At 42.8% G+C, this 26,209-nt stretch carries 15 protein-coding genes; 11 read left to right on the forward strand and 4 right to left on the reverse strand.

Annotation, left to right across the window (positions count from 1 at the left end; genetic code table 11):
* Positions 1-13: 13 nt before the first annotated feature.
* Both BLQ87_RS05895 and BLQ87_RS05900 read left to right on the forward strand, forming a co-directional pair.
* Positions 14-3,049, forward strand: a complete 3,036-nt coding sequence (locus tag BLQ87_RS05895; RefSeq protein ID WP_083361707.1) for a SusC/RagA family TonB-linked outer membrane protein — start codon at positions 14-16, stop codon at positions 3,047-3,049.
* A gap of 22 nt (positions 3,050-3,071) precedes the next feature.
* On the forward strand, positions 3,072-4,775 hold the full coding sequence (locus tag BLQ87_RS05900; protein ID WP_074605220.1) for a RagB/SusD family nutrient uptake outer membrane protein: 1,704 nt from the start codon (positions 3,072-3,074) through the stop codon (positions 4,773-4,775).
* A gap of 90 nt (positions 4,776-4,865) precedes the next feature.
* Here the strand turns inward: BLQ87_RS05900 and BLQ87_RS05905 are convergent, their stop codons facing one another.
* Complete coding sequence (locus BLQ87_RS05905; protein WP_074605221.1) at positions 4,866-5,096, reverse strand: hypothetical protein; 231 nt, start codon at positions 5,094-5,096, stop codon at positions 4,866-4,868.
* Positions 5,097-5,364: 268 nt separating this feature from the next.
* Positions 5,365-6,378 (reverse strand): LacI family DNA-binding transcriptional regulator, encoded by a 1,014-nt coding sequence (locus tag BLQ87_RS05910; RefSeq protein ID WP_074605222.1) that lies wholly within the window; start codon positions 6,376-6,378, stop codon positions 5,365-5,367.
* A 142-nt stretch (positions 6,379-6,520) separates the two neighbouring features.
* Here BLQ87_RS05910 and BLQ87_RS05915 point away from each other — a divergent pair, with 142 nt between their 5' ends.
* From BLQ87_RS05915 to BLQ87_RS05945, 7 genes are all read left to right on the forward strand, one after another.
* Positions 6,521-8,797, forward strand: a complete 2,277-nt coding sequence (locus tag BLQ87_RS05915) for an FAD-dependent oxidoreductase (protein ID WP_074605223.1) — start codon at positions 6,521-6,523, stop codon at positions 8,795-8,797.
* Positions 8,798-8,944: 147 nt separating this feature from the next.
* Entirely contained in the window at positions 8,945-12,097 is a 3,153-nt protein-coding gene (locus BLQ87_RS05920) for a SusC/RagA family TonB-linked outer membrane protein (RefSeq protein WP_083361708.1), read from the forward strand.
* A gap of 51 nt (positions 12,098-12,148) precedes the next feature.
* Positions 12,149-13,711 (forward strand): RagB/SusD family nutrient uptake outer membrane protein, encoded by a 1,563-nt coding sequence (locus BLQ87_RS05925; RefSeq protein WP_074605225.1) that lies wholly within the window; start codon positions 12,149-12,151, stop codon positions 13,709-13,711.
* On the forward strand, positions 13,701-16,286 hold the full coding sequence (locus BLQ87_RS05930) for a glycerophosphoryl diester phosphodiesterase (protein ID WP_074605226.1): 2,586 nt from the start codon (positions 13,701-13,703) through the stop codon (positions 16,284-16,286). The genes BLQ87_RS05925 and BLQ87_RS05930 overlap by 11 nt, the downstream gene beginning before the upstream one ends.
* On the forward strand, positions 16,277-19,747 hold the full coding sequence (locus tag BLQ87_RS05935; RefSeq protein ID WP_176832989.1) for a hypothetical protein: 3,471 nt from the start codon (positions 16,277-16,279) through the stop codon (positions 19,745-19,747). The genes BLQ87_RS05930 and BLQ87_RS05935 overlap by 10 nt, the downstream gene beginning before the upstream one ends.
* 71 nt (positions 19,748-19,818) lie before the next feature.
* Complete coding sequence (locus tag BLQ87_RS05940) at positions 19,819-20,721, forward strand: DUF4886 domain-containing protein (RefSeq protein WP_074605227.1); 903 nt, start codon at positions 19,819-19,821, stop codon at positions 20,719-20,721.
* 10 nt (positions 20,722-20,731) lie between these two features.
* The gene (locus BLQ87_RS05945) at positions 20,732-22,426 is read left to right on the forward strand and encodes a sodium:solute symporter family protein (RefSeq protein WP_074605228.1); all 1,695 of its coding nucleotides are present in this window, start codon (positions 20,732-20,734) and stop codon (positions 22,424-22,426) included.
* Positions 22,427-22,588: 162 nt separating this feature from the next.
* On the opposite strand, the gene BLQ87_RS05950 is transcribed toward BLQ87_RS05945, so the two are convergent.
* Both BLQ87_RS05950 and BLQ87_RS05955 read right to left on the reverse strand, forming a co-directional pair.
* Positions 22,589-22,990 carry a type II toxin-antitoxin system VapC family toxin gene (locus tag BLQ87_RS05950; protein ID WP_074605229.1) on the reverse strand — a complete coding sequence of 134 codons (402 nt, stop codon included), beginning with the start codon at positions 22,988-22,990 and terminating at the stop codon, positions 22,589-22,591.
* The gene (locus tag BLQ87_RS05955; protein ID WP_074605230.1) at positions 22,990-23,229 is read right to left on the reverse strand and encodes a hypothetical protein; all 240 of its coding nucleotides are present in this window, start codon (positions 23,227-23,229) and stop codon (positions 22,990-22,992) included. The genes BLQ87_RS05950 and BLQ87_RS05955 overlap by 1 nt, the downstream gene beginning before the upstream one ends.
* Before the next feature lie 175 nt (positions 23,230-23,404).
* Here BLQ87_RS05955 and BLQ87_RS05960 point away from each other — a divergent pair, with 175 nt between their 5' ends.
* Both BLQ87_RS05960 and BLQ87_RS05965 read left to right on the forward strand, forming a co-directional pair.
* The gene (locus BLQ87_RS05960; RefSeq protein ID WP_074605231.1) at positions 23,405-24,715 is read left to right on the forward strand and encodes an SWIM zinc finger family protein; all 1,311 of its coding nucleotides are present in this window, start codon (positions 23,405-23,407) and stop codon (positions 24,713-24,715) included.
* Positions 24,712-26,199 (forward strand): DUF5691 domain-containing protein, encoded by a 1,488-nt coding sequence (locus BLQ87_RS05965; protein ID WP_074605232.1) that lies wholly within the window; start codon positions 24,712-24,714, stop codon positions 26,197-26,199. The genes BLQ87_RS05960 and BLQ87_RS05965 overlap by 4 nt, the downstream gene beginning before the upstream one ends.
* The last annotated feature ends 10 nt before the right edge of the window (positions 26,200-26,209 follow it).

Here is a 26,209-nt window from a genome sequence, read left to right on the forward strand (position 1 = left end):
CTTAACGATTTTTATGATGACCAATTTTTATAATAAAATAAAAAAACAGGCGCTTTTCACTGTTCTTGTCTTTTGTGGCATTACGGCTCAGAGCTTTGCCCAGAAGCTCCACAAAGGACTGGTAAAAGACGCATTTGGAAAGCCAGTTGCAGGTGCACGCATTGACGCAGGAACCTCGAAATATCCCATAATAAGTAATAAAAGCGGAGAATTTACCATTACCGATACCGAAGTAGATACCGTTTACATCAGCAAAAGCGGTTTTTTGCCATTTAAACAAGCTTCCGTAAATATTAAGGATTACAGTTTTGTATTACTGGCTGAACAGAATTTCGACAGCAGGATTATTTTGCCCTGGAATACCAGCGTTTCTAAAAAATATTACGCTGGAGCAGTTGGTACGACCAGCGGATCTGAAATGGCTAAATACCGTAACCTGAACAATTCTAATGCGCTGGCAGGAAGTATCGCCGGCTTAATCACCGTACAGGGAAGTGATGAACCTGGATTTGATGGTTCTTCACTAATCATCAGAGGAATAAATACGTATAATTTTGGTGGAATCAGCACTTATGTTGACAACGTTCCACTCCCTTTTTCTCAACTTGATCCCCTGGAAATTGACCAGTTGTCGATCTTAAAAGATGCCACAGCAAACGCATCCTATGGTATTAACGGGGCCAACAAATCATTAATCGTTACAACCAAAAGAGGGGAGGCTTATCAGAATAAAATTAACTTCTATTCCCAGTTTGGTTTTATCAAACCCAATGCCCCTCAGCATTATCTGGGTGCTAAAGATTACATGACTTTGTATAACGAAGCTGCTGTGAACGACGGACTTCCAATCCGTTTTACATCCTCGCAAATAGCTGCCTACGATAATCCGGATAGAAATATGGATCAGTACCCGGATGTGGACTGGTATAAAGAGCTGATTAAAACAGAGGCCATTCAGCAAAAGTATAACCTTACTTTTTCCGGAGGAACGAATGCCATCAGATACTTTGTATTATTAGGATATGCCAAACAGGAAGGGCTTTTTAAATACGGCGATTTTAATGAAAAAGCCTATCAGTTTAACAGCAATAATTCTTTTGACCGTTACAATTTCAGGACGAACATCGATTTTGCAATTACCCCAAGTTTAACGGCATCGGTGGATCTGGGTGGCCGTATAGAAAACCAAAAATCACCAGGCGCCGGTACGAGTGGCACCAATGGCATCTGGCTAAACCTATCTCGGTATCCGCCAGGATTATTTCCAATGATTTATAGCAACGGAAATATAGGTGGCAATAGCCAGTTTGCCAGAAATCCTTATGGAATTATCACCCGCACGGGCTATAATAATATTGCGACAAGAAACTTATTAGGAACGACCCGTTTAAACCAGAATTTAGATAAACTGGTAGAGGGCCTGAGTGTCACTGCCGCATTTTCCTATTATAATTTATACTATAACGGGGAAGGAAGAACAATGGATTTTGCGAGCTATGAATTGCAACCAGACGGGAGTTACCAGAAATTCGGTAACGATGTTTCTTTAGCAGTAAGGGCGAGGGCAGCGGCACAAAACAGGTTAAATATTTTCTGGGGCAAAGTTGATTATCAACGAACCTTTGGTACTAAACATGAGTTAAACGCCAGTATCGGTTTCAACCAGAGCGTAAATACACGTTCCGGTGATGATTATCCTTATGCTACGCAAGGTTTTTTCGGAAGGGCATTTTACAACTACAATAAAAAATACATTGCCGAATTAAACATTGGGTATAATGGCAGTGAGAACCTGCCCAAAGGGGAAAGATATGGCTTGTTTCCTTCTTTAGCACTGGGTTGGATCGTTAGCAATGAGAATTTTGTCAAAAGCGATCACATAGATTTACTGAAACTGCGTGCGTCTTATGGGATATTGGGTAATGCGGATTTCGGTATCGGTGGGGATGCAAGGTCAAGGTATTTATACCTGAGTAATTACGAAACAGGAAGTGCTTACACTTTTGGTAATAATCCTGCATCAGCCGGTGGCAGAAGGGAAGGGGCTTTAGGAAATGAAAACATTACCTGGGAAACCAACAGAATGGCCAATGTGGGGATTGACTTTGAATTTTTTAAACATCGCATAGGTGGGAGTATTGATGTCTTTAGCGAAAGAAGGAAGGACATTTTAGCTTATGCCTCCTCAATTTCCAGCTTGGGTGGTTTTGCAACCAAACCTTTTAATATCGGCATAATGGAAAATAAAGGCCTGGATTGGGATGTCTATTATAAAAACAAAATCAGTGATTTTTCTTTCGCGATACACGTACTCGGTTCCTTCGTCAAAAATAAAATCATCAACCAGGAAGAACAGGTACAACCTTATGGTTATTTGTACAGGACCGGAAATGCATTGGGCACACCTTTTGGCTTGACTGCAACAGGTTATTTTAAAGACCAGAACGACATCAATAATAGTCCGAAACAGAGCTTTAGTACGGTTAAACCTGGTGATATCAAGTATAAAGATGAAAATAATGATGGTGTAATTGATGTTTACGATCAGGTGAAATTAGGAAATCCGAACCTGCCTCAGTTTTACTATGGTCTGGGCTTTGATTTTGCATGGAAGGGCTTTGATCTAAAAGTATTGTTCCAGGGCGCGGGCAGTCGCTCGGTAAGCATACTCAGTTCAGCGGTATCGGGATTTGCGGGCGACAATAAACCGACAGATTTTGTACTGAACAGGTGGACTCCGGCAACTGCTGAAGTGGCTACATCTCCCCGCTTATCGCTGGGTACTAATGCGAATAACTATCAGCAATCTTCATTTTGGATGAGAAACGGCCGTTATCTAAGGTTAAAAAACATAGAACTTGGTTATTCCCTGCCTCAAAGTTTAGTGAGTAAAGTTAAACTGGCCAATGCAAGGATCTTTGTAAACAGCTTTAACTTATATACCTGGAGCGATCTGCCGCTAAATTTAGATCCCGAATTTATCGGTGCAGGCTTAGGAAGCTATCCCAGAACAAAATCGTTCAACTTTGGCCTTAACGTAGAATTTTAACCCTCATAAATAAATAGTTTTTATGAAAAGAATAACGAAACTAATCATTGGCTGCGGACTGTCTTTTTGTCTTTTTGCCACGATCACCTCCTGTAAAAAAAGTGTCCTGGACAGGCCGATGGATATTGAAGTAAAAGACACGCTTGTCTTTGGTTATATCAATTACGCAACAGATTTTGTAACTGATATTTATGCCGGATTGCCTAATGGATATACAGATTTTTCATCCACATTAAACGAAGCGGCTACCGACGATGCCAAACATGGGAACCCAAGTCATGTTGCCAACCGTTTTACCAACGACAGCTGGGGGATTAACAATAACCCCGACGACAAGTATGCAAGCTATTATTCAGGGATACGCAAATGCAATATGTTTCTAAGTAAAATAGACCTGGTGAAGTTAAAAGACCATGGAACAGATGTTAAAATCAATGGCTATACGGCTACCGAACAGAAAGACAGGCTAATTGGCGAAGTGGTTTTCCTGCGGGCATATTTTTATGCGGAATTGCTAAAACGCTATGGAGGAGTGCCCCTGGTAACTAAAGTTTTAAATCCAGACGATGATCTTGATTTACCAAGAAATACTTACGACGAGGTGCTAAAACAGGTTGTGGAGGATTGTGACCTGGCAGTAACCAAGCTGCCTTCATCGTATCTTGTTCCGGGACCAAGAAGTATATCGGTGACCAATTACTATGGTCGTGCTACCAAATGGGCAGCTCAGGCCTTAAAATCAAGAACTTTGCTATATGCTGCCAGTCCGATAAACAACCCGGGCAACAATGCGGTTAAATGGATCGCTGCTTATGAAGCTGCAAAACCATTTTATGAAACTTCGGCTGTCCCAATGGTCCTGAACCCTGGAATTGCAGGCTATGAAGCGTTGTTCAGAGGTAATACAACCAATTTAACTGAAATTATATGGTCCAGACCTTCCACCAATAATAACCTGGTAGAAGCACTAAACTATCCGATTGGTATTGATGGGAGCAGTGCGGGTATCAACCCTTCACAATCATTGGTTGATGCTTATGAGATGAAACCTACGGGTAAACCGATTTCTGACCCTACAAGTGGCTACAATGCGGGAGATCCCTATTTAAACAGAGATCCACGTCTTACTGCCACCATATTTTATAATGGGGCAACGTTTAAAAGCCCCAGGCGCATAGAGACCTTTGATGGCGGTCTGGATGGCCCTCAAAAAGTGAATGGTTCGCTAACGGGGTACTATATGAAAAAACACCTTGATGTGAACTTAAACCTGACCCTTGCACAATCGAGCCAGCATAACTTTATTTATTTCAGATTGGCAGAAATGCTTTTAAACTATGCTGAAGCAAGAAATGAAGCCGAGGGGCCGGTTGCGGAGGTTTATACGGTGATCAACAGAATAAGAACCAGGGCAACCATGCCAAATTTACCTGTTGGTTTAAGCAAAGAACAAATGCGACTCCGCATACAAAATGAAAGGCGTGTGGAGCTTGCTTTTGAAGGTCATCGTTACTGGGATGCCAGACGATGGAACATTGCAAAAGAGGTTTTTAACGGTCCGTTTTATGGAATGAAAATCGTAAAAACCGGTACAACGACATTTAGTTATACGCCTTATCAGATTGAGGAAAGGGTTTTTAAAGAAAATATGAACTTATATCCGATACAACAACGGGAAATATTAGCGAATCCAAACCTGGTGCAGAATCAGGGCTGGACAAAGTAAGCAGGGTATGGTTCGGGCTCATTAGCGTCCACAAACAAAAAAAAAGCCGTTTTTCGATAAGAAGAACGGCTTTTTTTGTTTAACCGCTGGCTATTGATTGTAATTGCAGCTGCTTAGTCGTTGCGCTCCGGTTTTATTTAAAATTCCTTTTTCTGTTGCGGATTTAAGATCCCGGCTTGCTGTTGCTGAAGAGATACTTTTAAAATGCTGAAGATAGTCTTTGCGGGTGAAAGATTTTTGGCCTATGACTTCTTTAAAAATAGCAATCCTGTCTTCTTCTTGTAGAGAAATATTCGGTAGATGATATAAAGAAAAATGCATAGCGAGAGTATCATATGATACTATCAAAGGTAGCTAGATTTTATGGATTTCCTCTAAAGGATGCTATTACTTTTCTTTGCTAACTTTAGTATCAATATTTATTAAATCCTATCATCTATTTTATTAAATCCGCGATTATATATAAATCAGGTAGGAAACGGTTCGAGAAACGCACCGTTGGGACGACTAATTAATGGCGTTCGAAATGGGGAAACTTTCAGGAACATCATAGCTTAAGCATACCTATGAATGAAAGGAAATAAACGGTTTAAGATGATTTCCTAACAATCAACTTGGTTTTTAGAATTTTAACCGGTGTTTTCCATTGAGAAGAATCCTTTTTAATCTGATCAAACAACAACTGCGCTGCAGTAATCCCAATCTCCCTCACCGGCTGCGCAACTGTAGTCAGCGGTGGTTCAATCAGCGCAGAAACATAATCATCACTAAAACCAACCACAGCAATATCTTCCGGGACCCTTAACCCATTCTTTTTGATAATCTGAATCGTGTCAATTGCAGTAGGATCATTGATCGCAAAAATCGCATCGGGCGGATTTTTTAGGTTAATCAGGTGATTCACATAGATGGCTATCTTTTCCTTGCTAAAATCATAAGATATGATCAGTTCCGGATCTGCCGGAATATTGTGTTTCTTTAAGGCCGCCAGATAACCATTCAATCTTTTTACGCTGATGGCAAGTGATGAAGGGCCAGATAAATGTGCAATCCGCTTTCTGCCCGACAAGATCAAATGTTCTACCGCACCAAATGCCCCTTCATAATCGTCAACAATCACCTTTGGTACCACCATCTCATTGCACACCCTGTTAAAGAACACAATCGGGATTCCTTTTTTCTGAAATACCTTCAAATGATCAAAGTTCAGCGTTTCTTTAGTAATAGACACAATCACCCCGTCCACACGATTATCCAGCATTACCTTGGCATTCGTTACCTCCGTCTCATACGATTCATTAGATTGGCTAATCAGTACATTATATCCTTCTTTATGCGCCTCCTCCTGAATCGCTGCAATCACATAGGGAAAATACGAACTCAAAATCTCAGGAATAATGATCCCAATGGTTTTACTTTGCTGTGTCGCCAGTTGTATCGCAATCATATTGCGCTGGTAATCTAGTTTCTCCGCCAGGTCCAACACTCGTTTCCTCGTATCCGGATGTACGTTTGGATGACCCGTTAATACCCTCGATACCGTTGATTTAGAGATGTTCAGCTCCCTGGCCAGGTCAAATATGGTGATCTGATGATTTTTCATGCAAATCAAATATATCATAAAATCTGTTTCATGGGAGCGGTCCCTAAAATTGGGAGCGCTCCCAATTTATTTTGCCCTGATTTTCAGTACGTAATTATCATGTACCGGATACATTTGAATCCAATACCAAATATATTTCTAAATGATCAGGGAAGAATCTCAAAAGAAAAGAACTGTTAAGTCAGAATCTGCCGGCTATGACCTGGTAGTTGTAGGAGGAGGTTTATCCGGCGTATGCTGTGCCATCACCGCTGCGCGAAAAGGACTCAAAGTAGTTCTTGTACAGGACAGACCGGTTTTAGGTGGCAACTCCTCAAGTGAAGTGAGGTTGTGGATTCTGGGCGCAACTTCCCATATGGGAAATAATAACCGCTGGGCAAGAGAAGGAGGAGTAGTGGATGAAATCCTGCTCGAAAACATGCAACGCAATCCGGAAGGCAACCCCGTAATTTTTGACACCGTATTGCTTGATAAAATATATCAGGAACCGAACATTAAACTGCTTTTAAATACAGCAGTATATGACCTTGAAAAGTCCGATGCCGATGAGATTTCCTCTGTGAAATGTTTCTGCAGTCAGAATTCAACCGAATATATCTTGACCGCCAACCTCTTTTGCGATGCTTCAGGTGATGGCATTTTAGGCTTTTTAGCCGGAGCTGCATTTAGAATGGGCGCCGAGAACAAAGACGAATTTGGAGAGAAGTTTGCGCCAGATCAGGAATACGGAGAACTGCTGGGACATAGCATTTATTTCTATAGCAAAGACACAGGGAAACCTGTAAAATATATCGCCCCTTCGTTTGCATTAGCAGACATCACCAAGATCCCAAGGTTTAAAAGTTTTAACGCCAAAGAGTTTGGATGCAAACTATGGTGGCTGGAATATGGCGGACGCATGGATACCGTTCATGAAAGTGAAAACATCAAGCAGGAACTTTGGAAAGTAGTATACGGCGTTTGGAACTATATCAAAAACTCCGGCGAATTTCCTGAAGCAGAAACCATGACCCTGGAGTGGGTGGGAAGTATCCCCGGAAAAAGGGAAAGCCGGAGGTTTGAAGGGGATTACATGCTCAATCAGCAGGACATCGTTTCGCAACACCTGCATGAAGATGCCATAGGCTATGGTGGCTGGTCGATTGACCTGCATCCCGCAGATGGGGTGTTTAGCAACAAACCAGGCTGTAACCAATGGCATAGTAAAGGCATTTATCAGATTCCATACAGATGCCTGTACAGTAGAAACATCAAAAATCTCTTCCTTACCGGCAGGATCATTAGTGCAAGCCATGTGGCATTTGCCTCTTCAAGAGTGATGGCCACAGGTGCCTATCTCGGACAAGCAGTTGGTATGGCCGCGTTCATTGCAAAGAAAAATAAACTGCAGCCTAAAGCGCTTAACGAAAAAGGAATTATGAAATCCCTGCAGCTGGAACTGATGAAGAGCGGTCAGCACATCCCAGGGATGATATTAACAGATGCTGAAGACCTGGTTCAATCGGCAAATATTACCGCTTCCACTGAAATGCAGCTTGATGAAATCCCTTTTGATTTTATGAAGCACCTCGATATCTCCGCCGGACAAATGATTCCTTTACAAGCAGGCAAAATACCTTCTTTTACCTTTTCATTGGAATCATCGGAAGAAACTACCTTACAGGTAGAACTCAGAATCAGCGGCAAATCAGGGAACTTTAGTCCGGATGAATTATTAGAAATTCAGCAAATACCAGTGAATAAGGGGCCTCAGGTATTGATCACAGGTTTCGGCGCTAAGCTGAACGAAAATGCCTATGTATACCTTTGTTTCCGGAAAAATCCGGCAGTTAAACTTGGTTTTTCCAATACCCGCATCACAGGCGTATTATCTGTTTTCAATTCTGTAAATAAAGCAGTATCAAATTTTGGCAGTCAAAAGCCAACGGAAGATATTGGTGTGGATGAGTTTGAATTCTGGTGCCCGCAACGCAGACCTGAAGGCCATAATATCGCCTTAAAAATAGATCCGCCATTGAATCCTTTTTTAGCAGAACAAATAAAAAACGGAATCGGCAGACCGGTCAGTGAACCCAATGCCTGGGTATCCTCCATCAGCGATCAAAATCCTAAGATCTATTTGAAATGGGCAGATCAAACGAGCATCAGCAGGATAGAACTTTGCTTTGATACCGATTACGATCATCCTATGGAATCGGTATTGATGACGCATCCGGAGAGGACAATGCCTTTTTGTATTAGAAATTATACCATCACAGATGGGAACGGAAATCTGCTCTTTGTTAAAAAAGACAATTACCAATCCCTCAATATTATTGAACTGAAAGAGACCGTGTTAACCGATGAATTGACTTTGCAATTTGAACATCCATCGGCGGAGATACCAGCTGCATTATTTGCAATCCGATGCTATAGTTAGGTTTTATTAACCTGCGTAAAGCATTTGTTATCCTTTGGATAACCTTGTTTTGCTATTTTCGGCTTTAAACCGCCAAAACAGCTCCGGGGAAGATAAAACCCCGGAGCTAATGATCCTGAACCAAATAACCAAATATAAACTAAGTGCATGAGAAAAATTTACCCGATTTTTGGAACAAGACTATTGTTATCAATGGTCCTCTGTATGTCCCTGCAATTGCTCTACGGACAGTCAGGTTTACCTGTCAAACTGATCACCGGAAAGGTATCCGATCAGGAAGGAAAGCCCCTTATTGGTGTTAGCATCCAGTTAAAGGGGAAAACGACCGTTGTTTCCTCCGATAACAATGGGGTGTATAAAATTGGCGTTCCCGGTGGGAAAGGGACTTTAGCATTCTCCTATATCGGCTTTCTGACGAAGGAGGTCATCCTGGCGGCAGGAAGTACATATAACGTTACCCTAAATGAAGATCCCAAAGGATTAAATGAAGTGATTGTAATTGGATACGGTTCCATCCCTAAGCGGGACCTGACCGGTTCTGTAGGTTCTGCAAACATGAAAGACCTAAACAAAGCACCTGTGGGTACTTTTAGCGAAGCGCTGGCAGGCAGGATTGCCGGAGTGCAGGTTTCTTCTACCGATGGGCAACCGGGAAATGAGTTGAATATCATCGTTAGGGGAGCCAATTCAGTGACACAGGACAATTCACCTTTATACGTAATCGATGGTTTTCCCACAGAAGCAGCAGCTGCCAATAGCATCAATAACGAAGAAATTGAGTCTATTGAGGTCTTGAAAGATGCTTCCGCAACGGCTATTTATGGAGCAAGGGGTGCAAACGGAGTGGTCATCATTACCACCAAAAAAGGGAAAGTCGGCGCTCCTCAACTCAGTTATGATGGCTGGGCAGGAATCAATTCTATCATCAAACAGCAAAAAGTGTTGAGTCCTTATGAGTTTGTTAAATATCAGCTGGAATTAGACCCTGTTAAATATGGAGATATTTACCTTAAAGATGGGCTAACGCTCGAAAGTTACAGAGACCGTAAAGGAATCAACTGGCAGGATGAGATTTTTCGCAATGCCTACGTTCAGAACCATAGCCTTTCCTTAAGGGGAGGTACCGAGCAAACGAAGTATTCCATCTCAGGATCAGTGCTGGAACAACCAGGCATCATTATAAATAGTGGATTCCGTCGTTATCAGGGGCGTATTGTGGTAGATCAGACCATCAACACAAAACTGAAAGCAGGCGTAAATCTGAACTATGTGGCTTCAAAGAAATTCGGAACCGTGGTGGCAGAGTCGCAAACCAGTCCTACTGCCAGTTTAATGTACAGCGCCTGGGGATTTCGTCCGGTAACCGGAAATATTGATTTTGATAGCAATATGATCGATGAGCTTTACGATCCGGACTTAAGCGCGACTGCCGATTATCGGATTAATCCGCTTCTGGCGGCACAGAACGAGTATAAACCGGTGTTCAATAATACCCTGGTGCTCAATTCGTACCTGGATTACAAAATATTAAAAAATCTGTCCTTAAGAATTAGCGGAGGGCTCAACAAAGCAAACATCAGAAGGGAGATTTTCAATAATTCGTCTTCCCGTCTGGGAAATCCAAACAACAATAACAAAGTAAATGGTGGGATCGAAAATACCGAAATCACCAACCTTTTGAATGAAAACACTTTGACCTACCAGCCTAAATTTAAGGGAGGACATTCCTTAAGGGTACTTGCAGGTTTAACGATGCAGGATGTACGGGAGTATACAAATGGCTTTTCTTCTATTCAGATCCCGAATGAATCACTGGGCATGAAAGGATTAGGAGAGGGACAATTGATCGTGGCCCCTGTGTCAGATCTTAGGAATGGTCTGCTTTCTTATCTGGGAAGGATCGATTACAATTATAAATCCAGGTACTTATTTACGGTTTCCTTTCGGGCTGATGGATCGTCCAGATTCCCCACAGAAAACAGATGGGCATCTTTCCCGTCGGGAGCTTTTGCCTGGCGCTTTACAGACGAACCATTTATGAAGAAACTGGGTTTCTTAAGTGAAGGAAAACTCAGAATCGGATACGGACATACCGGTAACAACCGGGTGGACGATTATGCCGCACTTACTGCTTTGAAAATGTTACCTTCAACAGGATACCCTACAGGAAATGTTCCGGGGAAAGGAATCGTACCTGTGAATCTTGGAAATACAAAGTTGAAATGGGAAACCACTGTACAATCTAATGTCGGGATTGACCTGAGTTTTCTTAAAAACCGCATCGCGGTAACCGCTGATTATTACCATAAAAAAACGCATGACCTTTTGCTGAATGCCACCCTGGCACCTAGTATGGGCTACTTATCTGCATTTAAAAATGTAGGAAAGGTCTCCAACAGTGGTATCGAGCTGAGCATTACCACCAATAACATTCAGGGAGAGAAATTCTCCTGGAGTTCCAGTTTCAATATTGCATTTAACCGCAACAAAGTGCTGGCCCTTAACGACGACGAGCCAAACCTGCTTTCGAGGGTAACCTGGGGAAATTTCAACAATGCCTTCCCATACATCGCTGTTCCCGGAAAACCGATCGCCCAGTTTTATGGGATGAAGTTTGATGGCGTTTATCAGTATAGCGATTTTGATGTTCAGCCAAATGGTACTTATGTATTGAAAGCCAATGTGCCGAACAATGGGAATCCACGTGCCAACATCCTTCCCGGCGACATCAAGTTTAAGGACATTAATGGTGACAATCAGATCGATGATAATGACCGCAGTGTGATCGGTGATCCAAACCCTGTTCATATCGGTGGTTTTAGCAACAACTTCAGCTATGGTAATTTTGACCTGAATATTTTCCTGCAATGGAGTTATGGCAATGATGTCTTAAACGCCAACCGTATCGAGTTTGAAGGTGGAGATCCAACCCAGAGAAACCTGTTAAATATGTTTGCATCTTTTGCAAACAGATGGACTCCTGAAAACCAAACCAATGAGCTATACCGTTCAGGCGGACAAGGCCCGGCCTATTATTCTTCCCGTACCATCGAAGATGGCTCTTTTATCAGGTTAAAAACGGTGTCTCTTGGCTATAAATTACCTGCATCATTGATGAAATCGTTAAAAATGAGAAGTCTGCGGTTTTCTGTGTCGGCTCAAAACCTCATCACCTGGACCAAATATTCTGGTCTGGATCCGGAAGTTTCGACCAGACACACTGCCCTGACTCCGGGATTCGACTGGTCTCCATATCCCAGACCACGGTCCATTACGATAGGATTAAATGCTAATTTTTAAAAATTTAAGGCTTGATATGAAATATCTGTCATCAACGAAAATTATAGAGATATGAAAACGAAAATATTAATACTGCTGATGAGCATCATGATGCTTTCCTGCTCCAAACTGCTGAATAAGGATCCTGATTTTGTAACACCGGATACTTATTACAACACAGAAGAAGACCTGAAAAATGGCCTGAATGGGGTCTATAACAGATTAATTGATCCTAACGGACGAATGTATGGACGCGGATTATATAGCTATTTTGTGGTAAGTGATGAAGCGTTCTTTAAAGGCATTTCCATTAACAACATCCGGGTAATGGTGATGGATGCCAGTCATCTGGACATTGGAAGGCTTTGGGAAGTATTATATGAAGGAGTGAACCGCGCGAATTTACTATTGGAACAGGTAGATGGTGTGAACATGGATGTGAAACAGCGGGATGCCATCAAAGGAGAAACCTTATTTTTAAGGGGCTATTATTATTACCTGTTGGCAGATATGTTCGGACCAGTTCCCTTAAAATTAACATCCACTCAGTCGCCTGATGATCCTTATCTTCCACGTGCGCCTTTGGCAGAGGTTTATGCCTCAGTTGTAAATGACATGCAGCAGGCCGAAAAACTGGTGAACGATATCGATTATTTCCCTTATAACGAACGCATTTCCAAAACAGGTGTACAGGCGATATTGGCAAGAGTTTTTCTGAAGATGGCAGGAGCACCATTAAAGGATGTGACTCGCTATAAAGATGCGCTGGAATATGCAGATAAAGTGATCTTGTCGAACAAGCATTCCCTGAACCCGAACTACAAACAGATTTTCATCAACCATACTCAGGACATCAACGAAAAGAAAGAGTGCATCTGGGAAGTGGGCATGTATGGCAATAAAGTAGGAACGGTAGACCTTGCAGGATCAATGGGCGTAGAAAACGGAATTGAGTGTCCGAGCGAAGCCATTGGTTATTCCGGAGGGGCAATGAAAATCACAGCGAAACTCTATGCGCTTTTTGGTACGGCTGATACCGCAAGGAGAAACTGGAGCATCGCACCGTACCGTTTTGTCGCCTCTGGTGGTAATACGGTAAAATCTAATTTTACGGCGGCCCAGATCTACGATCGCAATCCTGGCAAATGGAGAAGAGAGTACGAAACCGGATCCAAGGCGCGTAGCTTTACTTCCACTAATTTTCCTGTAATCCGGTATTCCGATGTCTTGCTGATGAAAGCAGAGGCTGAGAATGAAGTCAATGGCCCTACACCAGCGGCTTATGAGGCGATCAACATGGTGAGAAGAAGGGCATTTAACAAGCCTTTAACTGCTGCCAATGCCGTTTGTGATATCCCGGCGGGCCAAAGTAAAGCTCAGTTTTTAGCGACCCTGCAGGATGAGCGTTTAAGAGAATTGTGTTTTGAAGGCATCCGTAAACATGACCTGATCCGATGGGACATTTATGTGAAAACAATGAACGATTTAGGGACCAGCATTACAGCAACGGCGCCTTCCACGTACAAGTATGCAGCAAATGCCGGTAAAAATACAACGGAGCGCGACGTGTTTTTTCCGATCCCTACAACCGAACTAACTGTGAACAAATTGATCAAACAAAATAATGGCTGGTAGATTAAGATGGCTGATATGCCTTTTTCCGTTCTCTGTTCTTGCACAGTCCAAAGGACCTTCGCTCTCTAATGGTCAGTTGAATTTAGAATGGGTAAATTCTGCGAAAGGGTATCACCTGAATAAAATATCGGTTCGCAAGAAGGGAGCCTGGATAAATTTATCTGCAAAAACCTCCGGGGAGTTTTCTGTCCTGTATGCTGCAGATACTTTATCCCTGAAAGAAGGAGAAGCAACAGGGAAGGGCAGTAATTTTCCGGAATCTATTTACCGTTACATTATACCGATCTGGAAGCAAGCTACTTCTTCCCTGCAAATGAATACGGCCGGAAAAGCGATTGATTTTTACCCGGACAGAAAAAAGGAAATAAAGGATCAGCTGATCTTTCAGAAGGAACATGCGCTGTTTTCAGTCAGCTCTTCCTGGGAATTTGATACCCAGCATCCAAACGATTTGAAAGTGACGGTAAAGTTAAAGGCAAAACAAGCAGGGTATTATTCCATTGCTTCGCCGGAGCTGGCCCTTTTTGATAAAAGCAATTTTAAATGGGCTACTGTTCCGGGAGTTTTTCAGGGGAACCAGTTAAATGCCAGTTTTATCAATGCCTATGCCTATGGGCAGGGGATACCTGATGTGCCGGTGATGGTAAGGGAGCGTACGGCTTCCACATTATCGCCTTTGGTGCAAAACAGCCAGAATATCACCTTAGCGGTAATTCCGGAACCTGGAACAGGAAGAGATCCCTGGGCATTTGATGCAAAAACTCAGGGAAACTGGAATCTTGGCTTATCTGTATTGAACAGAAAGGGCAACATGATGCCAACGGTATATCACCCGGTATTGGGACAAGGGAAATCTTACCTCGCAAAGAATGATACGGTTAGTTTTTCTTTCCGGTATACCATCCGGGCGGAGGATTGGTTTGCAGTGATGAAACATGCTGCGAATGATATCTATCGGTTTAAGGAGGTGCTGGCTTTGAAGAAGACGGCTTCTTCTTTGACCAACCGCGTATTGAGAATGGCGAGTTATGTGGTAGACGACAGTCTTTCTATGTGGCAGTTATCGCCCTATAAAAACCTGGAAATCGGTGCCCAGAAATACCTGGGAGGGGTATACGGCTCCGAAAAAGATGCGATTAAAAATTCCGACTATGGAGCGATGTGGATGCTGGCCAGGTTAACGGGCAATCAGAAACTGATCAATAACCGCCTTCCTTATGCCAGAAACTTTAAACTGGCACAGCAGCATTCCACCAAAGATTTTTTCTATGGCGCTTCAGAAGGACAATACTTCTTGCAAAACAGCGGGAAATTTACGGAAGAGTGGGGGCCTTATACAGAACCTATCGGAAGTACGTATTACCTGATGATGGACATTGGAAACATGCTGCTGTTTAATCCTCAGGATGCAGATTTGCGTGCAGAATTGAAACTGGCCGCTGAAAAGTTATTGACCTGGATGAAACCTGATGGAAGCTGGGAAGTCGCTTATGATAATAAAACCAATGAAGCGATGTTTAAGGATATTTTAGACCTGCGGCCTACCTTTTATGGTTTATTCATTGCCTATAAATTATTAGGGGATAAAAAGTACCTGGAAGCCGCGAAAAAAGGGGCGGATTGGTACATCGCGAAGGCCATCAATAAAGGATCGTTTATCGGTGTTTGCGGGGATACGAGATTTGCTCCCGATTTTGCAACGGCACAGAGTGTACAAGCCTTGCTGGATCTTTATGAGGTGGATAAAGAAAGTAAATATCAAAACGCGGCAATTGCTGCGGCTAAGATTTATACCGCATCTGTGTACACCCACCCGATCCCTTCCTCAGCAGAAAAACAGGTAAATGGAGTTAAAAGGGCAGACTGGGAAATCAGTCAGGCGGGACTAAGTTTTGAGCATGGAGGGATCCTTGGATCTGCAAATCATCATGGGCCGATTCTATTGGCCAGTCATGCGGGAATGTTTTTAAGGATGTTTTCAATTACCAAAGATTCCTTATTTCTAACCATGTCCAGAGCTGCAGCATGGGGCAGAGATGCTTTTGTGGATCAAAAAACAGGTGTCGCTTCTTATTATTGGGATGCGATGGATAAGGGAGCGGGTCCATTTCCTCATCATGCCTGGTGGCAGATTGGCTGGATCATGGATTATCTGCTTTCAGAAGTCAACCTTCGTTCGCAGGGGCGGATCTCCTTTCCACGAGGTTTCATTACCCCTAAAGTAGGTCCGCATCAAACTTATGGTTTCGCTCCGGGTAAAGTATATGGCAGCACTGCTTCCTTAATTTTAAGGGAAGGGTTGGTTAAGGCCGAAAGTCCTTATGTGGAGTATGTGACCGCATTAAATGCGGATCAACGCAAGTGTTTTGTGGTGTTGATGAACAATAGCGAGCAGTCATTGAAGACGCAGGTTCTGCTTAATCCGGGGAAAATTCCAGGTTTTGCAGTTGCAGTATCAAAAGAACTTGCGGTTATTGACGCGGCTGGTAAGCGAACCTTATTGAGCAGCAATTCCAATTTCCTGAACATTGAATTAGCCCCTTTGGGCTTAAAAGTAATTGAAGTATGCTATTGAAAAAGATCATAAAGAAGATAAACACCCTGAGCTACGGCTATTATTTGGGCTATGTGGTGTTTTCCTGCTGTGTTTTTACCTCAGGTAAAGTATATGGACAGGTTCAAAGTACTTATTTTATAGAAGCAGAAGATTTCCAGTTTCCGGCAGGCTGGGTTTTTAGCAAGGAAGCAGGAACAAATGTTTCCGGCAAAGGCGCTTTATTTGCAGCTGCATCTAAAGATCCGGTTCCTGATGCGCTTACCGTGATCTCCGTTAAAACGAAAGGGAGCTTTTTTGTATGGACCAGATCCAGAGATTATGCGGACAATAAACCGGGAACGAGAAAATATCTGTTATCGGTAAATGAACAGGATATGAATCAGGAGTCTGGCGCTCATCTTGGGGAAGGATATGCATGGGAAAAGGTAGGCCGCATTGATCTTGATGCCGGTGAAAATGTGTTGAGGTTAAAAAATACCAGTAGGAATTTTGTACGCTGCGATGCCCTGTTGTTTAGTACAGACGGAGCTTTTAATCCGAATAAGGAAAGTTCAGCCCTTGCTACTTATGCGATAAAACCAACTCAGGTAAAGGAAACTCCGGCCGTGTTAACGATAGGCGAAGCGGTTTCTTTTACAAAAAAAGAAAAACTGCTTGGCACGCTTTCTAATGATCAACTAAAGTTAAGTTTTGAAGAGGTGCTGGATGAGAAGACGGGGAAACGTCAGATTGTTGCGACTACAGCTGTCTTTCAGGATAAACGATGGGCGACATTGACAGCGGGAGTAGAAGAAAACCGGATATTCCTGTTGAGTACAAAAAAAGCGGCAATAGAATTCGGGGCTTACTTTGCCTCCTGGAAGAATTCTGCCAGCTTAACGGAGTTTGTGGTGAAAGGTAAAACCTATAAACCTATGGATCAGAATGGGGCGAAGAACCCTTTTCTGGCTGCTGAGCTATCTGCTTGTCTTCCCACAGCAGTGAAACAGGTTTCTCCGGAAGAGCTCTGGGTAACTTATCTGACCGATAAAGGTCAGGAGGTTAAAGGAGTCTGGAAACTTAAAGCCGGAGCATCACATTATGAACTAAGTTTAACATATTCGGCCAGGGAACAAGGCTTTTACAGCTTTGTAGTTTCGGCTTTTCAGGATGTTACTGAGGCAGAACTGAAGAATGTACAACTTCCCCCGATGTTTAATTATAAGCGTTTGCCAACAGGCCCGATCATGATTCCAGGGGCCATGACTCCCCAGCCCCTGGCAATCGTAGAGGTTGGTCAGAACAACAGGCCGTTGAGTTTCTTTGTAACGGGTTCTTTAACTGATTTTCCCTTAGACTGGGGGAAGGACTATAGCTCCCTGATTGGCTTCTCTCTAAAAAATGCATTCAACAAGATTCAGCCTGTTGCTTTCGCACCTGTTCTCGGTTTGGAAGATTCGAAATTGCAGGCAGGTCAGTCCTTAAAAAGGACCTTCAACCTTGGAGCGGTTCCCGAAAACTGGAATGGGGCATTGGAATACATTTCGAACTCGATTTACCAGGTAAAGGACTATCGTTCCCAGGATTCCAGCTCCTTAACCAATGCGGCATTTAACATGATCGACCTGATCAAGAATGACGATGCTTCGGGATGGAATGCGGAATTGAAGGGGTTTTACGATATAGAAGCAGATCCGAAAATAGCGCCAACGGTGGCACAGTCGGCCCCCCTGGCAGTAATTTCTGCCGCGATAATTGGCCGGGATGAAGCGCTGTACCTAACCCGTGCTTTGCCTACTATAGAATATACTTTATCAAGGAGCGCATTCAGATGGGCCAAGGCTGTGGGGGCGCCGTACAACCTCAAAGAGGCTTCATTGGTATTAGATCCTTATAAAAACGTACAGTTTAACACGGCCTACTTTGATGCGTTAAACCAGTTGCTGGAGCAAAAGAACCCATGGTTGGTTCAGGTAGGGATGCCGGATCAGCAACCGAGGAAATTATCGGGTTATAGCGTAAACCTTCCGGCATGGACGCAGGAATTGGCGGCTTACCGGCTCACAAAGGATAAACAATGGCTCGATAAAGCGGTTTTACATGCAAAAGAGTTCGTTCAAAAAGAAGTTTATGGCCAAAAGACGCAAGTATTAACGGTACAGCCATTTTACAATACCTCATTTTATCCCTATTGGTGGGATTTGATGGACCTGTATGAAATTAATAAGGACAAAGTCTTTTTAGATGCGGCTAAATACGCTTCATTTTTTACCATCGCAGGGATTCGTTCGTACCCGGCTGTTCAAAATCAGAAACAGTTGATCCATGAAGGAGGCCGCTATGAGGGCAATACGAATTTGTGGTGGAAAGAGGGAAAGAAATTCCGTTTGGGTTTTCCACGCATAGATGGAGATGTTATAGAAAAAGAAGTTCCTCAAGCGTTGGTATCCCCGGTAGGGTTGGGTCTGGAACAACCAGTTACCTTCTTCCTTCCCAATAAAAATGTGCGCCATATCTTCATGTCGACCTGGGCACCACATTTACTGCGCCTGTCGGCAGAAAGCAACAAGGATATTTTTGAAATCTATGCGAGGAATTCTATTATAGGCCGTTTTTCTAACTATCCGGGGTATTATGCTACAGGTTATACTGACCTGACTTACCGGGCAGATTACCCTTACAAAGGGCCGGATATCAATTCTATTTATTACCACCACATTTCGCCACACCTGGCTTTTACCCTTGATTTTCTGGTTACAGAAGCGATTCAGCGGTCTAAAGGCAGCATCAATTTCCCATGGGGGAAACAAGAAGGCTTCGTTTGGTTTAACAACCGGGTTTATGGGGCTGGCAAAGGAACTATTTTTGACGATAGCCGTGTAAAACTTTGGCTAAAGAAAGGCCTGGTTAATATTGATAATCCTGCGATTAATTACATTACAGGAATCTCTGATGATCGTTTTTGGTTGGTATTGTTAAATGAAGCTCAGCAGGAGCAGCAGTTTGAAATCGGACTGGATTTGGATCAGGTGGCGGTTAAAAGTACAGGGGTTAAATTTTACAAGGGAACATCCGCTGAAAGCATCGTGCTTTCCGGAAAGAAAATGAAGTCTGTTATTGGAGGCAAGGGTTTAACGGCCTATTCATTCCCACTTCAACAACCTGTCGCAGAGAAAGTGCTGTTGCCGGTTAAAAATGGGATGCAGGAAGTCAACATTGGCGGAGCATGGGGCAAGCTCCATGCTTTTAGAATCCGCTCGCCTTTTGGCTGGGATTCCATTTATGCTTACCTGAGCACGCCGCCTTTAGCAGGGGCGGAGGCAGAGATGGATTTGAATGAAGATTCGGCCACGATTGTGAAGCGTACAGGCTATCCTTTTGAATGGTCTTTCTCCCGGATTGATCCGGCTAAACCGGCTTCAATTAGTTTAAAGTTGAAGCGTACTGGAAGTGCTGAGGTTCAACAGGTTGATGTGGTATTTGATATTGATAAAAAATAACACCGGGAGATGAAGGATGACGCTTAAACAGTCATGAAAAATATTGAGGATTAAAACTAGAATACATAAAGATGAAATACCTAAAAAAAGCCTTATTGCTCTCCCTACTGTTGATCAGCCATGTTTCCTTCGGACAGGTCGCTGAAAAAGCTTTGCGATTGTTTATTATTGGCAACAGTTTTTCGCAAAATGCGACTGCCTATTTGCCGAGTTTGGTAAAGGAAAATAATCAGCAATTGGTGGTTGGCCGGGCCGAACTCGGCGGTCATTCTTTACAGCAGCACTGGGAATATGCGGAAGCTGCGGAGGCCAATCCTGAAGATCCTAAAGGCAAGCCCTATAATGGGAAATCATTACGCATGCTTTTATCTGCAGGTACCTGGGATGTGGTGACGATGCAGCAGTTCTCTTATTTATCGGCAGACCTGGAAAGTTATAGCCCTTATGCCGAAAAGCTTTACAATTACATTAAATCCCTGCAACCAAATGCAAAGATCCTTTTGCATCAGGGATGGGCGTACCGTTCAGATGCAAAGAAGTTTGGTCGCGTTGCGCCTGAACAACTGGCTAAAAATCAAGAGGAAATGTGGCAGAAATCAAGGGCTGCCTACCATGCCGTAGCAAAGCAATTGAAGGTAGGTCTGATCCCTGTGGGAGATGCCTTTAATGCGGTAGCTACAGGTACAGAATACCGCTTTACAAAGGATATGAATTTTGACTACGATCATCCGGTATCTCCAAATCTTCCCATCCAGACCAATTCTTTAAACATGGGCTATTACTGGAAAGACAATGCCCTGGTATTTGATCCCAATCATGCCAATGAAGCAGGGCGATACCTGGGTTCTTTAATCTGGTATGCACTTTTATTTAAGGAGTCGCCGGAAAAATTACAATACGTACCAAAAGAAGTTCCTGCAGGATTTGCTGCATATTTAAGAAGTGTTGCTGCAAAAACAGTTAAGGATTTATAAATAGAAAAATATGAACTCAGTAATAGACACCACAGTTATCGTTGTATTTTCAGTATTCATTATGATTATAGGTTTACTGTTTTCACGTACAGGGCGGAACCTTAAGTCTTTTTTTGCAGGTGGTGAGGCTGTACCCTGGTTTATCGGAGGCCTATCGCTTTTTATGAGTTTTTTCTCGGCCGGAACATTCGTTGCCTGGGGATCAATTGCCTATAAATACGGTTGGGTAGCAGTGACGATCCAATGGACGATGTGTATCGGAGGATTGGTCACCGGATTGTACATTGCCCCTAAATGGAAAGCAACGGGAAGCCTGACCGCTGCGGAATTTATTAAGGACAGGCTTGGAGAAAATGTTCAAAAGAGCTTTATCTATATTTTTATGTTGGTGTCGCTGTTCATTAAAGGTTCGGTGCTCTATTCTGTATCTAAACTGGTAGGTTCCTCTTTGGAATTTCCGCTGATCCCGGTTACGCTGGTGCTGGGGATCTTTATGATTGCTTATACGGCTGTCGGTGGTTTATGGGCAGTAATGGTGACCGATATTTTACAGTTTGCAATTTTAACAACGGCAGTGTTGCTCATTATCCCATTGGCTTTTACTGAAGCAGGAGGGATCCAATCTTTTGTTTCCAGGGTTCCTGATAACTTTTTTAATGTCGTTAACGGCGAGTATACCTGGGGTTTCATCGGTGCTTTTGCCCTTTACCACATCTTTTATATTGGTGGAAACTGGACTTTTGTACAACGTTATACGAGTGTGGATACGCCAAAATCTGCTTCTAAAGTGGCCTTCCTTTTTGCCGGATTGTATATTGTAAGCCCGGTTTTGTGGATGCTTCCACCAATGATTTATCAAACGATTAATCCTGGGTTAACTGGTTTGGAAACAGAAAATGCTTATTTGATGGTTTGTAAGCAGGTGTTGCCGGCAGGATTGATGGGCTTAATTCTGACGGGCATGTATTTTTCTACTTCAGCTTCTGCAAATACAGCTTTAAATGTCGTTTCTGCGGTATTTACCAATGATGTTTATAAGGGAACGATTAACCCGGGGGCATCTGATGAAAAGTTAATGAAAGTAGCACGGGCATCGTCCTGGTGTTTTGGCTTCGGGATGATTTTGATTGCGCTGATCGTACCTTATATCGGAGGTATTGTGGAGTTTACATTAAGTGTAGGCGCAATCACCGGTGGGCCTTTGCTTGCGCCGCCGATCTGGGCTTTGTTCTCAAAACGGATCACGGGTAAAGCGACGATTTGGATTACCATGATCAGCTTAGCGGTAAACCTGGTATTTAAGATCATACTGCCGCTTGTAGCAGATGATAAGCTGAGCCGCGCAAATGAAATGTTGCTGGGCGTGTTGCTTCCTTTTGCCTTGTTACTGGCTTATGAACTGTATGCCGGTTCAAAAGGTTTAACGAGTTCAGCGTATCTGCAATTGCAGGTGCGTAAAGCAGCACGAAATGCAAAGGTCATCGTTGTTGATGAAAAAGAAGCAGCTGAAATTAAAAGACAGAATAAGTTTGGCTTACAGGTCATTTCCTTCTCATTGGGCTTTATTGCGCTGATGTTATATGTGCTTTGCGCGTTTACGGCGAAAGGGACAGGGATGGTTGCCGGAATAGCAACGATCATATTGTGCAGTGCCTGGATTCCGTTTAATGCTTCGAGGAAGGTTGTTGTGGAGAAGTCGTGCTAGGATGATTACTTAGCTTTTTATCGTCAAGAAAGACTGTGTTTTAGTGGAGAATTCTGCTGGTCTGAATGGGATCTTTAATATCATTCTAACAAATCAATTAGTCAGACAATGTCTGACTAATTGATTGCAGTCCAATTTTGTGAAATTGATCCGGTAGGTAATTTAACGTTTATACCAGTTCTCAATCCGAATATCAGCTATACGTTCAAAGTCCTTAACATTATCTGTAACCAATATCAAATTATTCTCAACAGATGTTACCCCAATTAACAGATCAAATTCGTCATTAATTGGTTTACCTATTTTACGAAGGCGAACCTTTTCTTTTGCGTAGCGTTTTATAGAACCAATTATAGGTATTATAGATAAACCATCAACAAAATCATCCACAGCTTTATGAGCTTTTTCTGGATGATCACTATTTTCTGCACCAAACCTCAATTCAACAACGGTGATTTCGGAAATAAAGAAGTTTTTTCTTCCCTTTTTTCGTATGATAGAAGCAAGATCAAGTTTGCCTCTTAAATAAAATACGCAGATACTAGTATCTAAAAGGTATTGCATTAGAATTTAAGGTCTTTATCTCTGAAAGTCCTGGATCTTTTGATTTCTTCAGTGATAGTTTCAGCAGATTTGCCATCAGGAAATGCACCAAAGGAACTAAAAAATGCTTTTTCCTTACTTGTTTTTTCCTTTCTTAGTGATTTTGACAGACGTTCTATTAGCTCTAGTTTGGTAAGTGAATCCAAACCTTCGAATAAAGAAGAATATGTTTCAATAATATTTTTTGTCGCAACTGTCATAACGTTTAGTTTAACAAGCATGTTAACAAACATGCTGCTCAACACAAAAATAATAATAAAAATCCAGAACCTTCAAATTTGATGTTGAAGATTAGAATACTTTTAAAATATTCCGGTTCTTCTGTAAATCATTTATATCTTCATCAGATAAACTATTTACAATAAAAAACACGTTTTGCAGCACTCAGAAGAACAAATATTTGCACTTGCCCCAGATGAATCTTCCAAAAAAGCAGGGCTGGGACTGGCCAGTCCGTCAAAATGGGTAACCAGGGGAATTAACGAACAAGCCCTTTGGGGAGAATGCCAGGGCAGTGGGAGCAAACCTTACCAAACCCAGGTCGACTTAACCAGCATTGCCTTCAAATGTTCCTGTCCAAGCAGAAAATTCCCTTGCAAGCACGGCTTGGGCCTGATGTTACTCCATGCCCGGCAATCCGACCTGTTTACCGATTCAAACATGCCTGCATGGGTAAACGACTGGATCAGCAAGCGCTCGGAAAAGGAAGTAAAGAAAGCGGAAGCTATAGATAAACCTGTCGACGAAGCAGCGCAGGCTAAACGTCAGGAAGCAAGAACTCAGAAAGTAAGTGCCGGAATCCAGGAACTCCTCATTTGGCTAAAAGACATTATTCGTAGTGGAATCCTCAGTATGCCTGAGAAAGGAGACCATTACTGGGACAATATGGCCAGAAGAATGATCGATGCTCAGGCCTCCGGACTGGCAACTATGGTCAGAACGCTCGGAGAAACCAAATTCTGGGAAGAAGGTTGGCAAAGTGATTTCATGGATGCTTTGCTACGTTTATACACCGTTGCGGAAAGTTACGGAAACCTAAGCCTCGTCAATGAAGCCTTACAACAGGATATTTTAAGAACAATTGGCTTTACCAGCAGTCTCGAAGAATTAAAAACTCAGGAAGGAACAGATGATACCTGGCTTGTTTTAGGCAAAGAAACAACGGCTGAAGGCGCTTTAACCATAGAGCAAAACTGGCTTTACGGAGTTCAGCACAATATCTACGCCCTTATTTTGCAATTTTATACCAAAGGACAGCCGGCAGAAATTTCTCTAATGCCTGGTACTTACCTGAACGCCGAACTGGTTTACTTTCCATCGGCCTTGCCTTATCGGGCAGTGATTAAAACCCATACAGGCTTAACTGCTGTTGCTTCAGTGGAACAGAAAGGATTTGCCGACTGGCAACAGCTGGCGTTTCATGAAACCAAAGTCACTGCCACTTTGCCTTTTCATGAAGATATGCCCAGTCTCATTCAACAACTCAGTCCGGTAAAGCTCCAGCAAGATTGGTGGTTAAAAGACGAGAAAGGTCATTTATGTAAGGTTTCCTCAGAATTTAAACACATTTGGAAGTTGCTGGCCTGGAGCGGGGGAGCTCCCTTAACCATGGCTGTCGTCGGAAAAGAGAACAATTACCTGCCTATTGGGGTATGGCATCAAAATACTTATAAAGCATTATCATGAAGGTCTGGGAATATATAGTCAACAGTGCCATGCTGGGCAGTGATAAACCCGCTCCTGGTAAACCTGATTTACCGGAAGAACTTGTCGCAGTGTTCGATCAGATCAATAATATCCCCGACTTAGACCGGGAGTCGAAACTGTTACAACAGGCGGCTATTGCCAGCAATTATCGTAAAAGCGGATTTCAACCTTTGCAAAAAGACGATATTAAGGTGTCCATCGCCGATCCGGAAAACCTGCCATACGTTGGTATTCCTGCTACCCTTGCCTTAAATAAAGTCTTACATGAAGGAAGTTTTCCTTTATTGGAATTATGGATGCAACGATGCAGTGCAACAGACCAGCTGGTACGCCCGGATTTGTTACCTGATGTTCTCGATAAGGCAGAATATCATTCTTCTTTAAGAAAACTGGCGGTAGACTGTACCGGAAACCGGGGCAAATGGCTCAGTCAGTTTAATCCTGACTGGGATTATTTCGGCCCCGATCGGTCTGAAGAAGAAATTTGGCTCAATGGAAAATCCGAAGAAAGAATCAGTTTGCTGAAAACCATTAGGTTAACAGATCCGGGCAGGGCAAGAGAAATGATCATCCAGACCTGGTCACAGGAAAATGTAGCACAGAAACTGGAATTCCTGAAATGCTTACGACAAAACAAGCAAATCTCAGACCTGTCCTGGCTGGAAAGTTTATCCTCCGAAAAAGGGCAGAAGGTAAAAGACGAAATACAATATTTGTTGCGTGAAATTCCCGGCTCCTCCATTATTCAGCAATATGAAGCTTTTCTTAGTGAAGCGCTTACCTTAAAAAAGGAGAAAGCCTTACTCGGAATGTTATCGAAAACCACACTTCAGTATCAGTTTCCTGAACTGGTAAACGAAAGTATCTATAAATCAGGAATAGAAAAACTGGCGGGAGCAAACAGCAAATTTACCGATGAGCAGTACATCACGTCTCAAGTTATCCAATATGTTCCACCAGCTTTTTGGGAAAAACACCTGGAAGCTTCGCGGGAGCAGGTAGTTGCCTATTTTGTAAAGTATGCCGGCAAGTTTGTCGCCTCGCTTGGAATCGCGGTTTCCCGCTTTAACGAAAAAGATTGGGTTCCTTATTTTCTTGACCAAAATACCTTGTATGCTGATTTTCTGGAGATGATGGATGCCGGAGATCAGGAAAAATACCTCGGGAAGTTTAAAGAAAGTCTTCCTAACGATGTGATACATTATGCATTGAATAGGAAACAGGAATGGAGTAGCGGGTCTGCAGCAATCGTACTTAAAATCATGGCTGCTGATCCCGGCAGGTATCGCTTAAATACGTATAAGGAAAATATAGGCCTCATTCCTGTCGAAATGTTAACTCAACTGGGGAGGCTTGGCCCTGAAAACCAGAATGTCTTATCAGACTGGGAAAATATCAGGGAAGAGTTGCTCAGTTTACTCCTTTTAAAACAACAGATATTACAGGCTTTTATCAATAAATAATAAACAGAAT

This window comes from Pedobacter steynii, assembly GCF_900103665.1.
Taxonomy (GTDB): domain Bacteria; phylum Bacteroidota; class Bacteroidia; order Sphingobacteriales; family Sphingobacteriaceae; genus Pedobacter; species Pedobacter steynii.

Coding starts and splice junctions, on each gene's coding strand:
- BLQ87_RS05895 (WP_083361707.1), top strand. CDS start 14: ATGATGACCAATTTTTATAATAAAATAAAAAAACAGGCGCTTTTCACT.
- BLQ87_RS05900 (WP_074605220.1), top strand. CDS start 3,072: ATGAAAAGAATAACGAAACTAATCATTGGCTGCGGACTGTCTTTTTGT.
- BLQ87_RS05905 (WP_074605221.1), bottom strand. CDS start 5,096: ATGCATTTTTCTTTATATCATCTACCGAATATTTCTCTACAAGAAGAA.
- BLQ87_RS05910 (WP_074605222.1), bottom strand. CDS start 6,378: ATGAAAAATCATCAGATCACCATATTTGACCTGGCCAGGGAGCTGAAC.
- BLQ87_RS05915 (WP_074605223.1), top strand. CDS start 6,521: ATGATCAGGGAAGAATCTCAAAAGAAAAGAACTGTTAAGTCAGAATCT.
- BLQ87_RS05920 (WP_083361708.1), top strand. CDS start 8,945: ATGAGAAAAATTTACCCGATTTTTGGAACAAGACTATTGTTATCAATG.
- BLQ87_RS05925 (WP_074605225.1), top strand. CDS start 12,149: ATGAAAACGAAAATATTAATACTGCTGATGAGCATCATGATGCTTTCC.
- BLQ87_RS05930 (WP_074605226.1), top strand. CDS start 13,701: ATGGCTGGTAGATTAAGATGGCTGATATGCCTTTTTCCGTTCTCTGTT.
- BLQ87_RS05935 (WP_176832989.1), top strand. CDS start 16,277: ATGCTATTGAAAAAGATCATAAAGAAGATAAACACCCTGAGCTACGGC.
- BLQ87_RS05940 (WP_074605227.1), top strand. CDS start 19,819: ATGAAATACCTAAAAAAAGCCTTATTGCTCTCCCTACTGTTGATCAGC.
- BLQ87_RS05945 (WP_074605228.1), top strand. CDS start 20,732: ATGAACTCAGTAATAGACACCACAGTTATCGTTGTATTTTCAGTATTC.
- BLQ87_RS05950 (WP_074605229.1), bottom strand. CDS start 22,990: ATGCAATACCTTTTAGATACTAGTATCTGCGTATTTTATTTAAGAGGC.
- BLQ87_RS05955 (WP_074605230.1), bottom strand. CDS start 23,229: ATGACAGTTGCGACAAAAAATATTATTGAAACATATTCTTCTTTATTC.
- BLQ87_RS05965 (WP_074605232.1), top strand. CDS start 24,712: ATGAAGGTCTGGGAATATATAGTCAACAGTGCCATGCTGGGCAGTGAT.